A 12823-nucleotide genomic window follows, 5' to 3' on the forward strand; every position below is an offset into this window, starting at 1 on the left:
GCTCAGCGTCTACATGGAGGACGCCCTGGGCAATGACCGGCAGTACGGCCGCAGCCAGCTGGAGGCGAACGACTATCCCACCACGCTCACGGTCATCAGCCCGGACGCGGACGCCACGCAGCCCACGCTGACGTCGCTGGCCTTTGCGCCCTCTGCCGTCCGGGCCAACGGGCTGGATTCCGTGGCGGTCATCCTGGGCGCGGCGGACACGGGCACGGGCGTGCAGGACCTGACGATCACCTTCGAGAGCCCCACGGGCGTGCACCGCGTGCAGTGCACGGCCACCGCCCTCGTGAGCGGAACGCGATACAGCGGGACGATGCGCTGCCGGCTGGCGATCCGGTCCGGCAGCGAGACGGGCGCGTGGCGGGTGGTGTCCGTGAGCGTGCGCGACGCGGCGAACAACTTCGGCACGTTCCTCCGCGCGGAGCTGGAGGCGGCGGGGTACCCGGTGGGGCTGGACGTGACGGGGTGAGGCGCTGGAGGAGGGAATAGGGAACAGGGAATAGGGAATAGCGGGCAACGGCAACGGATCTTTGTCCGTTGCCGTTTTCCGTTGATGCCGTGTGATATTGGATCCGGGAAAGCGGCGGTCTTCCTGAGTCATTCGGCGCTGCGCGCACCCTGCGGGATGAAAGCCACCGCAGTTCAACCTCCCCCAGGGGTTTTGGGGGGAGGTGGGCGAGCTCCGCGAGCCCGGAGGGGGCGCTCGCACGGGACACGCCACCCCGCACGAGCCCAGCCGTGGCTTTCTATTCAGAGAGTGTTGTCAAACCGGCCGTTCAACAGAGCCCAGGGTGCGTCATCTTGAGTCATTCGGCGCTGCGCGAGCCCTGCGGGATGAAAGCCACCGCAGTTCAACCTCCCCCAGGGTTTTTTGGGGGAGGTGGGCGAGCTCCGCGAGCCCGGAGGGGGCGCTCGCGCGGGGCACGCCACCCCGCACGAGCCCAGCCGCGGCTTTCCATTCAGAGAGTGTTGTCAAACCGGCCGTTCAACGGAGCCCAGGGTGCGTCATCCTGAGGGAGCGCCGCGCGTAAGACGAACGCGCGCAGGACTTTGGCGCGACTGAAGGATCTTGTGTGCGAAGCGACAAGTCGGCTCTGGCGCACGGAGCCGGCTTGTCGCTTTGCGGGCAAGATCCTTCGTCGCCGCCAGGGAACCCGCGCGAATCAGGTTCTACGCGGCGGCTCCTCAGGATGACGCTTGTTGGGGGCTCTGAAGCCAGGTTTCGGGCGAGTCCTGCGCAGTGTTCCCGCGGATGGGCGCCGTTCCGGTCTGTCCGCGGGCTAGGAGGCGGGTGGGGGAGCGGGGGCCAGGTAGCCGCGGGCCACGGCCTCGTCCAGCAGCTGCAGGACGGCGGGCCACAGCGTGGGCGCGCCCTCCTGGATGGGCGCCATGCGCACCAGCACGCGGTCGTGCGTGACGGCGTGGTAGCGCCAGCTGCCGCCCTGCCCGTTGAAGTTGAGCAGCAGCGGCTGAAAGCGGTCCAGCGCCACGGCAAAGCGCGCGTCCGGCGTCGTCCCCGCCTCGAACTCCATCCACAGCCCCCGCAGCTCGTCCGCCTGCTCGTCCGGCAGCAGGCCGAAGATGCGCTCGGCGGCCAGCAGCTCGCGCTCTTCCTTGCCCACGTTCACGGCCGCGTCATAGGCGAACGCGTCGCCCGCGTCGATCTCCACCACGTCGTGGACGAGGACCATCCTGAGCACGCGCGTCAGGTCCGTCCCCGGCGGCGCGTGCTCCGCCAGCAGCACGCCACAGACGGCCAGGTGCCACGAGTGCTCGGCGCTGTTCTCCTGTCGCGCGCCGTCCAGCACGCGCGTTTGCCGCAGGATGCCCTTCAACCGGTCCAGCTCCTGGATAAAGGCCAGCTGCCGCGCCAGCCGCGGGTCCATCCCGTCCATCATCGCGCCGCCTCCTCGGCCGCGGCGGCCTCCGCCTGCTCGGCCTCGCGGCGGGCGCGGCGGCGCAGGGCGGCCGCGTGCAGGCGCCGGTCCTCGTCCGTCTCCAGGATGAGCGGGGGCACGGGGTGCGGCTTGCCGTTGAACTTGTCCAGGGCCACGTACGTGAGGTGGCACACGTTGGTGCAGCGGCGCTCCCCCGTCTCCACCTGCTCCGCCTCCACGGTGATCATCACCTCCATCGACGTGCGGCCCACGTAGACCAGGCGGCCGTGCGCCTCCACATAGTCGTTGGCGTAGATGGGCTCGCGGAACTCCACCCGGTCCACCATCACGGTGACGACGGGATGGCGCGCGTGCCGGCGGGCCACCACGCCGCCGCACTTGTCGATCAGCGCCAGGATCTCGCCGCCAAAGACGTTGCCGTGGTGGTTGAGCTGGTCCGGCATCATGCTCTCGGAGAGCGTGGACGCCGACTCGCGCGGGGTCTTGCCCTGCGGCGGGGTGGATGCTTCGGTCATGATGGCGTGTGTGGAATCTGCAGGGTGAGGCCGAACGCTATTCCATGCCGGGCAGCAGAGACAGGACGGGGCTGCCGAGAACGATCACCGGCCGGCCTGACCGCGAAAGGCGTATCATAACGCCCGCACGTCTGCCTGCGCCTGCGCCAAGGCCGACGCCGCGGCTTCCAGCACGGGACTCACTTCCGCGTGTGCACGCATCGCGGTGGCGGATGCCCGATGAACACGAAGCGCGACCTCCGTGAGCTCCTTCTCGGCCTCGCGCTGCGCCTGGGCGAATTTCCGGTCCAGCGCGGCCACGTCGGCCGGGTTCACTCCCGCCGCTGGATCAAAGACGAAGCGCGCCTCGATCGCCGAGCGCCATGCGACCACCTTGTTCGTGAGCTTGGGTCCGAATCCCGGCACCTTGATGACGGCATGATAGCTCACGTCCGCGGCCGTCTCGATCCCGAACGATGCGAGTGCGTCGACCTTCACGGGCCCCACCCCGGGGATGTTGGCGTTCTCGATGTAGGCGCCGTCCAGGAATCGCCGCAGCTGGTTCTGGCGCACCTGCTGGTTGAGGGCGGTCCGCGCGGCCCGGTACTGTGCGGGCAGATCGAGGTAGGCCTCGCGCCGTTTCTCGAAGTCCCGGCGCATGCGCTTGAGGTCGTCAACCGGCGGGCGCACTTCCCTGGTGTACCGGGCAAGCGCCGCCTGGTGCTGGCGGTCCGATGCCGCAAGGCGTGCCTGGCGCGCCTTCTTTTCCGCGCGCGAGCCGCTGCCGAACACCAGCAGCAACCCCACCAGCACGACGCCGGCGCTGAGGGTGCCAATGCCCGCGCTGCCCGCCACGAGTGCCAGGATCAGCGAGACGACGCCGACCGCGATTGCGGGCGTTCCCACGCGAGATGCCCATGCCATGGAGGGGCGCACCGGCGCCGCGTTCCTGGCCGGAGCGGGTTTGAGCAGATGCAGTCCCGGCTCTGCCGGGACCGGCGGAAGCGCCTGGAGCTCTCGCCACAGCTTGGCGAGGTCAAACCCGCTGCCGGTGATGGCGGCTACCGTCAGGGATACGAAGAAGTCGGGTCCGCCGCCCTGCTCGATGGCGCACCACGGGCAGCTGCCGGCGTTCGGGACGTAGCGATGGGCGGGATTTCGGGGGCACGGCTGCAGGGCGGCGCCCATCTGCTGAAGCGCCGTGTACCATTCACTCGCGGGAGGACGCTGGCGAGAGCCGGTCGCGAATGCCTGCTCGAAAAGCTCCCTGACCCGGGGCGTCAGGCTGCTGAACGACGGCGTGTGCGGCGGTGGGCGCATCCGGGCGTGGCCGGCGTTGCTTCCGTATGCAAAGCGTCCCTCCACGATCGCCTTTTCGAGAGGCATCTCTTCCGGGCCGCCGTAGATGCCGGCATAGGGGTGCCGGCCCATGAAGAGCAGGTGGAAGATGACGACGGCAAGCCCGAATGCGTCGTGGTTGGCGTCGCGCACCACGCCGGCGAACGAACGGCCCTGCAGCTCGGGAGGGGTAAAGTGGGCGACGCCTACCTCGCACAGGTGTACTTTCCCTCCTTCGCGGATCTGCATGGAATCGCAGTCGATCAGCTTTACGCGCGCGTCGGGCGAGACCAGGATGTTTCCCTGGTTCACGTCCCCAATCACGTGCCCGTGCTGATGGAACGTCGCGAACGCGGCCGCGACGTTCTGCGCCGCCTGTACGAGAAAGCGCCAGTCGGCCCTGGGGAACTCCTTCCGCCGCTGCGCGGGGCCGTACAGCACGTGAATGGCCCGATGGTCGCGCGCGCGCGGCATGAGGAACCCGCGTACTTCCCGGTTGGGCCCGACCTGGAGCAGTTGTCCGGGCCAAGCCGAGATCGCGAGGAGCTCCGGGGTCACCAACGCCGGCATCGCCTTGAGCTTGGCAACCTTCCCGACGTCCAGCGCGTCGTGGTAAAGCTTGGCCAGCACGTCGCCGTTGCCGCGGACGTGATACACCGCGCCCTCGCCGCCCCGGGCAAGCTCCTCGCCCAGGTCCAGCTTCACGCCTTGTGAGGTCAGTACGACGGAAGGACGGTTCACGAGGTGGCAGGCTCGCCGGCGTCCGCGTGGGGAAAGCGCGTGGCGATCACGAGGGTCTTGTCGTCGTCCGTGCGCTGGTTCACGGCATCGGACGAGAGAAACGCGTCGAGCTCCGCGCGAAGCGAGTGCGCCTCACCGGCAGGCTGCGCCCGCAGTGCCGGGAAGAAGATCCCGAAGAAGGGCGCGTGCGCGGCACGATCCGCGAATCGCAGCGCGAGGGACTGCACGCCGTCCGTGAACAGCGCTGCTTCCATGGGGGGCGACGCGCGGACGTCCGAGCAGATGGAGCGCCGCTCCGGTGGATCCGTGACGAAGAACGTCGTGTTGGCGTACTCTCCCGATTGGGGCCAGAACACGGGCGTGTACCCGTCGCCGTCGCCGATGACGATCGCCCCGTCGCCCACCTGTGCGTAGGCCGCGCCGTAGCCGTCGATCACCGCCACCAGCAGGGTGCAGGCGTAGTCACGCGGCCGCCGCCGTGCCGCGGCAGCCTGCACGGCGATGGATTCGGCGGCCCGATCGATCCAGAACGGCAGCATGCCGTCGTCCAGCTGCCGCACGCCGTGTCCTGCCTCCACCAGCTCCGCCGCGAGCTCCAGCATGCGGGCGCACGCGATGAGGGCTCCGTCCTGGCCGCGCTCCGCCGTCCCCGCGCCGTCCGCGCAGGCAAGCACGAGCACCGGTCCGTCGGGTCCCTCCCCCACGGTGCGTGCCTGGTGGGCATCCTGGCATGGTGTTCCGCTACGGTCGTGAGAGGTGCCCCGCACCGAGGCACCGACAAATCGCCAGCCGCTCAAACCGCGGCCCACCCGGTGGGGGGTGCCAGCACCACCTGCTCGTGGGGGGCGGAGCGCGAAACCGAGCTCATGGAGCCGGACAGCCAGAGGAACAGCTCCCGGAACGCCAGCCCCCGCAGCTTGAGCGCCTGGCGCCCGGGCGGGGAGATCTGCCCCAGTGTGTTCATGTCCGCGCCCTCCACGCCCACCGCGAAGAAGTTGAAGGCGCTCTGCTGGTGTCCTTCGTGTACCTGGCGGGCGGCTTCCCTCCACGCGTCCGTCGGGGCGCCGTCGGTGATCAGGAACACCCAGGGACGGTAGTACGGAACCCCGTGGGCCCGGTACTCGTTCTTCCGGGCCCGAACCAGCCCAAGCCCGTGGACGATTGCCGCGCCCATGGGCGTGTCGCCCTGCGGCTCCAGGTGAGGCGGGTGCCACATGGCGGCGGACTGGAACTCGTCCAGCGTGGTCACGGGGCCAAAGGTGACGGTGGCGATCTCCACGCGCTTGGTCGCCAGCTCGTCCCGCTCCAGGTCCTCCTTGAATGCGCGCAGCCCCTCGTTCAGGTGGTTGATGGGCGCACCCGTCATGGATCCCGAGACGTCCAGGAGGAGCAGGCACGCGCACCGGGGCTCGGGGTTGTCGGCGAAGGCCTCCGCCGCGCTGAACGGAATCTGCTCGAAGCTGCTCATGTCCTGGAACGCTGGGGGTGGGAAACTACGTGGGAGACTGCGATGCCGATTCACATCAACCGGTCGCGGTGATCCGGCAAATTAATGCGCGGATGCTCGTCTCGGGAGAGGACTCCGCCGGCGGAAGGCAACGCCATCGGGTGAACACATTTGCGTGCTCATTGTATGATGATTATAATATGATGCGGGTCGTCCAATGCGGGTCCAACCGGGAGGAGGCACAGGATGGGGGAGGCATACATCATCGACGCGGTGCGCACGCCGCGTGGACGGGGAAAGAAGGGCAAGGGCTCGCTCACGGAGATCCATCCGCAGGAGCTGCTGGCCCAGACGCTCAACGAGCTGGCGCGCCGCACCGGCATCGACACGGGCCAGGTGGACGACGTCGTCGTGGGCGCCGTGTCGCAGGTGGGCGAGCAGGGCGCCAACATCGCCCGCAACGCCGTGCTGGCGGCCGACTGGCCCGTGCACGTGACGGGCGTGTCGCTCAACCGGTTCTGCGGATCGGGGCTGCAGGCCGTGAACTTCGCGGCCATGGGCGTGATGAGCGGCACGCAGGCCCTGGTGGTGGGCGGCGGGGTGGAGAGCATGTCGCGCGTGCCTATGGACAGCGACGGCGGCCAGGGCGACGGCATGAACGCGCACCTGCGCCGCAAGCACGCCCAGGTGCCGCAGGGCATCAGCGCGGACCTCATCGCCACGCTGGAGGGGTTTTCGCGCGAGGAGCTGGACGCGTTCGCCCTGCGCTCGCAGCAGCTGGCGGCGCGCGCGCAGGCCGAGGGCCGCTTTGACCGCGCGCTGTTCCCCGTGCGTGACCCCGGGACGGGCGCCGTGGCGCTGGACCGTGACGAGTTCCTGCGCCCGGAGACGACCATGGAGGCGCTGGCGGGGCTGCCGGGGGCGTTCGAGAAGGCGGGCGCGACGGCCGTGGGCCCTAACGGCGAGACGCTGGACGAGATCGCGCTGGCCCGCTGGCCGCATGAAAGCGGCATTCGTCACGTGCACACGGCTGGCAACTCCAGCGGCATCGTGGACGGCGCGGCGGCCGTGCTGCTGGCCTCGCCGGAGTACGCGCGGGCCAACGGGCTGCGTCCGCGTGCCCGCGTCCGCGCCATGGCCACGCTGGCCGAGGACCCGGTGATCATGCTGACGGCCCCGGCCGAGACGGCGCGCAAGGCACTGCGCCAGGCGGGGATGCAGGTGGCCGACATCGACCTGTGGGAGATCAACGAGGCGTTCGCCGCCGTGCCCCTGCAGGTGATCCGCCGGCTGGAGCTGGACCCGGAGCGGGTGAACGTGAACGGCGGCGCCATCGCGCTGGGTCACCCGCTGGGTGCCACGGGCGCCATGCTGCTGGGCACGGCGCTGGACGAGCTGGAGCGCCGCGGCCTGGCCACCGCGCTGGTGACGCTGTGCATCGCCGGGGGCCAGGGCATCGCCACGATCATCGAGCGCGTGTAAGATCCCGTGCGCGAGCTGAGGTTTTCTCCGTGGGCCGGCAGATCATCGGCACGCGTGCGCGGATCCTGATCCCCCTTCCCCCACGCCGTTTGTGGGGGAAGGGCAGGGGATGGGGGGCGCTCCGCGTTGCGCGAGGATCTCCCTCCTCCCCCGAAATCCTTCACCTTTCCACATCCCGCGCCTCATGTCCGATACGACCGCCGCCCCCGCGTCGACCGCATCCGCCGATCCGCCAGCCACCATCCTGGAGCACATGCGGCGGATGATGGCGGGCGAGATTCCCCCGCCGGCCGTGTCGCGGCTGGTGGGCTTCACGGCCGATTTCGTGGAGCCGGGGCACACCCTCTTTCGCATGGACGCCGACGAGCGGCACGCCAACCCCATGGGCACGCTGCACGGCGGCATCCTGTGCGACCTGGCGGACGCGGCGATGGGCACCGCCTGGGGCAGCACCCTGGGCGAGGGCGAGACCTACACCACGGTGGAGCTCAAGATCAACTTCATGCGGCCCGTCTGGCGCGCCACGCTCACGGCCGAAGCCAGGGTCATCGGCGGCGGGCGCACGGTGGGGCTCACGGAGTGCCGCGTGACGGACGAAAAGGGCCGGCTGGTGGCGCACGCCACCAGCACGCTGCTCACGCTGCGCGGCGACGCCGCCCAGGGCCGCTGATCGATTCCAGGAGGACGCAGGTGGTACGCTATTCCCGGGGACACAAGGAAAAGACGCGCGAGCAGATCGTGGATACGGCCGCGCGCGCGTTTCGTGAGGAAGGTGTGTCGGGAGTGGGCATCGGCGAGCTGATGGGGCGCGCGGGGCTCACGCACGGCGGCTTCTACGCGCACTTCCCCAGCAAGGACGCGCTCGTGGCCGAGGCGTGCGGCCGCGCCGTGGACCAGACGTGGGCGCAGATGCACGCGCTCGTCGCGCAGGCGCCGCCCGGCGAGGAGCTGGCGACGTTCATCCGCGCGTACGTCAGCCGCACGCACCGCGACGATCCCGGCGGCGGCTGCATGATGCCCAGCATCGGCAGCGAGATGGCGCGGCAGGACCCGGACGTGCGCGCCGCCTTCACCGCGCAGATCCGGCGCGTGCTGGAGAACATCCAGGCGCTGATGCCGGACACGCCGAACCGCGAGGACCGAGCGCTCACGCTGCTGTCGGGGATGGCGGGCGCCGTGCTGCTGTCGCGCGCCATCGACGATCCCGCGATGAGCGACCGCATCCTCAAGCTGAACCGCGACTTCTGGATCCAGCAGCTCGCGGGGTGACTCCGGGCCCGCTCAGCCGCCCGCGCGGGTCCGGATGATCACCACGTGAGGGGTACGCGGATCGACGATCGCCATTTCATTGAGCCCGCCCTCGATCTCGATGCTGATGATGGACGCCGGGTCCACGTACGGGAGCGAATCCTCCGGCATCACGCGCCCATCCACGATGTACGTCAGCGGATAGGACGTCTCCGTCATCCGTTGCTTGCCGCGGAGGAGAACGGAGCGGGACGATGCGGATGAAGAATCCGCTTCCACGCTCCGAATCGCCGGCCCGGGCGCAATCCGCGGCGCCAACGGGCCGTCCGTCACGCACGCGGCGGTGCCGAGCAGCAGCGCCGCCGCGATCGGTCGATACATTCCGCGCATCATCTTCCTTCCCGATCCATGATGGCCGCGCTCAGTCGGGGCTGGGTGCCTGGACCGCGTGCGTGGTGATGAGCACCGCGCCGGTCGCCGCGCGCGGTCCGTACCGCGCGACGGCCGCGGCGCCCTTGACCACCTCGATCGCGTCGATGGTACCCGGGTCGAGCGTTTCGAGGGAAGTGATCTCGCGTCCATCCACCAGGTAGAGCGGCGGCGCACCCTGCGCGGAGATCGATCCTCCACACCGCAGGATCACGGTGGGCGGACGCGACGCGACGGCATCCGGCGCGGGCGTGACGTCCGCCTGTGCCGCCGGCTGCCCATCCTTGGGCTCGGGCGAGATCTGCGGCGCGAGAGGGCCGTCCGTGCCGCAGGCGGCGGTGCCCAGCAGTGCGAAACCCGCGATCAGACGAGAGATTCTCTCCATGGCGTCTCCTCCGGCGTGACGAGCTGCGGAATCCGTGGAGAAGAACGCATCAACCACTCCGGCGCGGACACGTGTCCCCCGGCCTGCATCCCCATCCATCCTCCTCGCCCATCGCAAACCCATGCTCTTCATGGTGATCGAGAAGTTCCGCAACCAGGATGCGGTCGCGGTGTACCGGCGCGCCCGCGAGCGCGGCCGGCAGATCCCGGAAGGCGCGGAGTTCGTGGACAGCTGGGTGTCCGCGGACCTGGGACGCTGCTTTCAATTGATGCGCTGCGACGATCCCGCGCTGCTGCAGCGGTGGATCGCGGCGTGGGCGGACCTGGTGGAGTTCGAGGTCGTGCCCGTTACGCCGGGCAGGGAAACGTCGGCGGCGCTGCAGGACCTGCTCTAAGGCTTGACGATGGGCATCGTCGCGCGGCAGTTTGTAAACATGGATTCGTTTACTCTTCTGCCGCGAGTACACCCATGTCTCCTCGCCCGCGCACCACGTCGGATTCCACGATCCTGGATGCCGTGACGCGCGTGATCTCGCGCGTGGGTCCGGCGCGGATGACCCTGGCGGATGTGGCGGGGGAAGCGGGGCATTCGCCGGCGGGGCTGGTGCAGCGCTTTGGCAGCAAGCGCGGGCTGCTGCTGGCGGTGGCGAGGCAGCGCGCGGGCGAGGTGCGCGGCGCGTTCGCGATGGCGCGCGCGTGGCAGCCGTCGCCGCTGGAGGCGATGTTCGAGGTGCTGGCGGGCTTCGTGGCGCACGCGGATACGCCGGAAGCGCTGGCGCATCACCTTGGGTTCACGCAGGTGGAGCTGGACGACGCGGAGTTTCACGCCGCCGCGTTCGAGAGCGCGCGAACCATGCTGGGCGGCATCCGCGTGCTGCTGGATCAGGCGGTCGAGGCCGGCGAGCTGGCCGCGTGCGACGCGGAGAGCGTCGCGCGCACGGTGCAGACGACGTACAACGGCGCGCTCGTCACCTGGGCCGTGTATCGCCAGGGCACGCTGGGAGACTGGCTGCGCGGCGAGATCGAGGCCGTGCTGGAGCCCTGGCTCCCGCCGCTGGGGACGGACGGGGAGCCGGACGAGGCGGAGTAGGGGCGGGCGAGAAACGGCGTAGACGCGGAGTTCGGGCCGTTCGCGGAGTAGACGCGGAGTTCTGCCGGAGCGGGGAGCAGGGCGAGGATGGTTGCGCGTCGCCGGCACCGCGCGAGTCCAGGAGCGAATGAATTCGCCGCTGGAACTTCGCAAAGTCCGCCTGCGCGGACTGCTCCAGAGAAGGCCGCCGATGTACACCAAGGCGGCCGCTCGCGCGGAGCGCACCGCCGCCATCCAGGCGAAGAACCCCGCCACATCGCCGGGTGGCGGCCCGTGTTGGCGGTTGAAGCCCTGTTCGCATCGCGCGTCAGCGCGAGACAGGGCTTTCCGCTGTCGTAGCGGCGGCTTTAGCCGCCCTGGCTGGCAGGCGGCGTACCTCGCGCGGACGCCGGCACCGGATGCCGGACGCGACGCCCATCGCGGCGATCAGGCGTGCGCGCGGGAGGCCTGCTGGTGCTGCAGCTCGCGCTGGTACTCCGGCGTGCCGCGCAGGCCACCGCAGCTCACGCCGCGCATCTTGGGCGTGTCAAAGGGGCGCTGCCGGTCCACCCGCTCCGTGTCCTGCTGCGTGTGCGCGGCCGCGTACGCGTCGATGCACGCGTGAATGCTGCCCTTTCGCGGCGCCCGCCCCACCAGCCACGCCGCCATCACCACCACCACGCACACGCCCACGATGTACAGCGGCGTCATGTCCATCGTCACCCAAAAGGGCACGCGCTTTTTGCCCGGCTTACGCACCGGCTTCCTGCTCGCCATCGGACACGCTCCCGCGGTTCGGCATCGGCATCTACTCTGGAACGCGATTGATACTCCGGCCGCCAGCGCAGGTTCGGCTTTCTCGCAAGTCGTTATCGGCAAAGGAATTCGGCGGATGGGGATCGATCGATCGTCATCTTTCGTGAACGAGGCCCTTGCACCTCACGCTGCGTGAGGGATTACCCTTCTGCCGTGGCCACACACACGAGGGACGAAACAAAGGAGAGCCGGATGCGGACCTGGAAGGTGGGAGAGCTGGCGAAGCAGACGGGCATGACCGTGCGCACGCTGCACCACTACGACGAGATCGGGCTGCTTTCGCCGTCGCACCGGACGGCGGCGGGGCACCGGCTGTACGTGGAGGACGACGTGGCGCGGCTTCAGCAGGTGGCCTCGCTGCGCAGCCTGGGCTTTCCCCTGGACGAGATCCGCGACCTGCTGAACGAACGGCGCCTGTCGCCGCTGGACGTCGTGCGCATGCACGCCGACCGCATGCGGCAGCAGCTCCAGACGCAGCAGCGGCTGGTGGAGCGGCTGGACGCGCTCGCCGCCGGGCTCAGCGAGGCGGCGCCCGTCTCCGCCGAGCAGCTCATCGCAACCATCGAGGAGATCAACATGTTCGAGAAATACTACACGCCCGAGCAGATGGACTACCTGGCCCAGCGCCGCGAGCAGGTGGGCGAGGCGCGCATGCAGGAGGTCGGCGGCGAATGGGCCCGCCTGCAGGCCGACGTGCAGGCCGCCATGGATGCCGGCACCGACCCGTGCGACCCGGCCGTGCAGGCCATGGCCGCCAGGTGGAAGGGGCTTATCGCGGAGTTCACCGGGGGCAACGAGGGCGTCCGGCAGAGCCTGAACAATCTTTACCAGAACGAGGACACCATCCACGGGCAGAGCATGGCCGCCATGCGTCCGATGATGGAGTACATCGGCCGGGCGTGGCAGTGCGGCCCGTCCGCGTGATCCCTGCCGGACAACGAACCGCCCGCGCGACGACGGTCGCGCGGGCGGTTTTTTTGGATGACGAGGGGCGGGGCCCCTCGTTGCCTGTCGTCGCGGCTTACGCGGGCTCCACGATGAGCTTGCCGCGGAGCATGTTCATGCCGCAGGTCCAGGTGAACTCGCCGGCCTTGTTGGGCGTGAACTCCACGGGCGTGGTCTTGTGCGCCGGCAGGTCGCGCGCGATGCCGAAGTCGCCGAAGACCACCGTCTCGCTGCACGACGCCGTCTCGTCGCGAAAGAAGTCCAGCCGCACCGGCCGCCCCTGCTTGACCGTGACCACGTCGGGCGAGTAGCCGCCCTTGACGGTGATCTTGATCTCCTGCACGCCGCCCGCCGTTTCCGTCGCGGCGACGGCCTCGCGCTCGCCGAAAAAGTACCACAGCACCAGGGCAATCAGCCCTCCCGCCCCGATCAGGACGAGGATCTCGGTGGTGTCCATCGATCTATCTCCAGGTTCAAGTGCCAAGTACCAAGTGCGGGAGTGCGTTAGTGCGTTAGTGCGGGAGTG

General features: G+C 69.6%; 16 protein-coding genes. 7 read left to right on the forward strand and 9 right to left on the reverse strand.

All coding sequences use genetic code 11. From position 1 onward, the window contains the following. Positions 1-475 (forward strand): hypothetical protein (locus VFZ20_RS26975; RefSeq protein ID WP_329687066.1); only part of this gene is annotated, 475 nt, incomplete at its 5' end. An 811-nt stretch (positions 476-1286) separates the two neighbouring features. On the opposite strand, the gene VFZ20_RS26980 is transcribed toward VFZ20_RS26975, so the two are convergent. From VFZ20_RS26980 to VFZ20_RS27000, 5 genes are all read right to left on the reverse strand, one after another. Further along, positions 1287-1904, reverse strand: a complete 618-nt coding sequence (locus VFZ20_RS26980; protein WP_329687067.1) for an HD domain-containing protein — start codon at positions 1902-1904, stop codon at positions 1287-1289. Beyond that, positions 1901-2419, reverse strand: a complete 519-nt coding sequence (locus VFZ20_RS26985) for an acyl-CoA thioesterase (RefSeq protein WP_329687068.1) — start codon at positions 2417-2419, stop codon at positions 1901-1903. The genes VFZ20_RS26980 and VFZ20_RS26985 overlap by 4 nt, the downstream gene beginning before the upstream one ends. Positions 2420-2533: 114 nt before the next feature. Further along, positions 2534-4441, reverse strand: a complete 1908-nt coding sequence (locus VFZ20_RS26990; protein WP_329687069.1) for a hypothetical protein — start codon at positions 4439-4441, stop codon at positions 2534-2536. A 32-nt stretch (positions 4442-4473) separates the two neighbouring features. Continuing rightward, positions 4474-5286, reverse strand: a complete 813-nt coding sequence (locus tag VFZ20_RS26995; protein WP_329687070.1) for a PP2C family serine/threonine-protein phosphatase — start codon at positions 5284-5286, stop codon at positions 4474-4476. Then, positions 5271-5945 carry a vWA domain-containing protein gene (locus tag VFZ20_RS27000; protein WP_329687071.1) on the reverse strand — a complete coding sequence of 225 codons (675 nt, stop codon included), beginning with the start codon at positions 5943-5945 and terminating at the stop codon, positions 5271-5273. The genes VFZ20_RS26995 and VFZ20_RS27000 overlap by 16 nt, the downstream gene beginning before the upstream one ends. Before the next feature lie 225 nt (positions 5946-6170). Here VFZ20_RS27000 and VFZ20_RS27005 point away from each other — a divergent pair, with 225 nt between their 5' ends. The 3 genes from VFZ20_RS27005 to VFZ20_RS27015 all read left to right on the forward strand — a co-directional run bounded on the left by VFZ20_RS27005 (position 6171) and on the right by VFZ20_RS27015 (position 8675). Next, positions 6171-7406, forward strand: a complete 1236-nt coding sequence (locus VFZ20_RS27005) for an acetyl-CoA C-acetyltransferase (protein WP_329687072.1) — start codon at positions 6171-6173, stop codon at positions 7404-7406. A 184-nt stretch (positions 7407-7590) separates the two neighbouring features. Further along, positions 7591-8076, forward strand: coding sequence for a PaaI family thioesterase (locus tag VFZ20_RS27010; protein ID WP_329687073.1), 486 nt, complete (start codon positions 7591-7593; stop codon positions 8074-8076). 20 nt (positions 8077-8096) lie between these two features. Beyond that, positions 8097-8675, forward strand: coding sequence for a TetR/AcrR family transcriptional regulator (locus VFZ20_RS27015; RefSeq protein WP_329687074.1), 579 nt, complete (start codon positions 8097-8099; stop codon positions 8673-8675). 12 nt (positions 8676-8687) lie between these two features. Here VFZ20_RS27015 and VFZ20_RS27020 read toward each other — a convergent pair whose 3' ends face one another. Then, on the reverse strand, positions 8688-8873 hold the full coding sequence (locus VFZ20_RS27020; protein ID WP_329687075.1) for a hypothetical protein: 186 nt from the start codon (positions 8871-8873) through the stop codon (positions 8688-8690). 202 nt (positions 8874-9075) lie between these two features. Continuing rightward, positions 9076-9468, reverse strand: a complete 393-nt coding sequence (locus VFZ20_RS27025; protein WP_329687076.1) for a TonB-dependent receptor plug domain-containing protein — start codon at positions 9466-9468, stop codon at positions 9076-9078. A gap of 121 nt (positions 9469-9589) precedes the next feature. Here VFZ20_RS27025 and VFZ20_RS27030 point away from each other — a divergent pair, with 121 nt between their 5' ends. Together VFZ20_RS27030 and VFZ20_RS27035 are read left to right on the forward strand one after the other, a co-directional pair. Further along, positions 9590-9862: a DUF3303 domain-containing protein gene (locus tag VFZ20_RS27030; RefSeq protein WP_329687077.1), complete on the forward strand. Its 273-nt coding sequence runs from the start codon at positions 9590-9592 to the stop codon at positions 9860-9862. 74 nt (positions 9863-9936) lie between these two features. Further along, the gene (locus tag VFZ20_RS27035) at positions 9937-10557 is read left to right on the forward strand and encodes a TetR/AcrR family transcriptional regulator (RefSeq protein WP_329687078.1); all 621 of its coding nucleotides are present in this window, start codon (positions 9937-9939) and stop codon (positions 10555-10557) included. A gap of 426 nt (positions 10558-10983) precedes the next feature. Here the strand turns inward: VFZ20_RS27035 and VFZ20_RS27040 are convergent, their stop codons facing one another. After that, complete coding sequence (locus VFZ20_RS27040) at positions 10984-11313, reverse strand: hypothetical protein (protein ID WP_329687079.1); 330 nt, start codon at positions 11311-11313, stop codon at positions 10984-10986. Between the two features lie 231 nt (positions 11314-11544). On the opposite strand from VFZ20_RS27040, the gene VFZ20_RS27045 reads away from it, so the two are divergent. Continuing rightward, positions 11545-12276 carry a MerR family transcriptional regulator gene (locus tag VFZ20_RS27045; RefSeq protein ID WP_329687080.1) on the forward strand — a complete coding sequence of 244 codons (732 nt, stop codon included), beginning with the start codon at positions 11545-11547 and terminating at the stop codon, positions 12274-12276. Between the two features lie 97 nt (positions 12277-12373). Here the strand turns inward: VFZ20_RS27045 and VFZ20_RS27050 are convergent, their stop codons facing one another. Then, positions 12374-12754: a cupredoxin domain-containing protein gene (locus VFZ20_RS27050; RefSeq protein ID WP_329687081.1), complete on the reverse strand. Its 381-nt coding sequence runs from the start codon at positions 12752-12754 to the stop codon at positions 12374-12376. Positions 12755-12823: the final 69 nt, after the last annotated feature.

This window comes from Longimicrobium sp. (genome assembly GCF_036280135.1).
In the GTDB taxonomy this organism is placed as follows: domain Bacteria; phylum Gemmatimonadota; class Gemmatimonadetes; order Longimicrobiales; family Longimicrobiaceae; genus Longimicrobium.

Bases quoted from the DNA above. Each gene is read 5' to 3' on its own strand.
- VFZ20_RS27030 (WP_329687077.1), top strand. From the start codon at position 9,590: ATGCTCTTCATGGTGATCGAGAAGTTCCGCAACCAGGATGCGGTCGCG.
- VFZ20_RS27005 (WP_329687072.1), top strand. From the start codon at position 6,171: ATGGGGGAGGCATACATCATCGACGCGGTGCGCACGCCGCGTGGACGG.
- VFZ20_RS27035 (WP_329687078.1), top strand. From the start codon at position 9,937: ATGTCTCCTCGCCCGCGCACCACGTCGGATTCCACGATCCTGGATGCC.
- VFZ20_RS27010 (WP_329687073.1), top strand. From the start codon at position 7,591: ATGTCCGATACGACCGCCGCCCCCGCGTCGACCGCATCCGCCGATCCG.
- VFZ20_RS26985 (WP_329687068.1), bottom strand. From the start codon at position 2,419: ATGACCGAAGCATCCACCCCGCCGCAGGGCAAGACCCCGCGCGAGTCG.
- VFZ20_RS27020 (WP_329687075.1), bottom strand. From the start codon at position 8,873: ATGACGGAGACGTCCTATCCGCTGACGTACATCGTGGATGGGCGCGTG.
- VFZ20_RS27000 (WP_329687071.1), bottom strand. From the start codon at position 5,945: ATGAGCAGCTTCGAGCAGATTCCGTTCAGCGCGGCGGAGGCCTTCGCC.
- VFZ20_RS27050 (WP_329687081.1), bottom strand. From the start codon at position 12,754: ATGGACACCACCGAGATCCTCGTCCTGATCGGGGCGGGAGGGCTGATT.
- VFZ20_RS27025 (WP_329687076.1), bottom strand. From the start codon at position 9,468: ATGGAGAGAATCTCTCGTCTGATCGCGGGTTTCGCACTGCTGGGCACC.
- VFZ20_RS27045 (WP_329687080.1), top strand. From the start codon at position 11,545: ATGCGGACCTGGAAGGTGGGAGAGCTGGCGAAGCAGACGGGCATGACC.
- VFZ20_RS26980 (WP_329687067.1), bottom strand. From the start codon at position 1,904: ATGATGGACGGGATGGACCCGCGGCTGGCGCGGCAGCTGGCCTTTATC.
- VFZ20_RS27040 (WP_329687079.1), bottom strand. From the start codon at position 11,313: ATGGCGAGCAGGAAGCCGGTGCGTAAGCCGGGCAAAAAGCGCGTGCCC.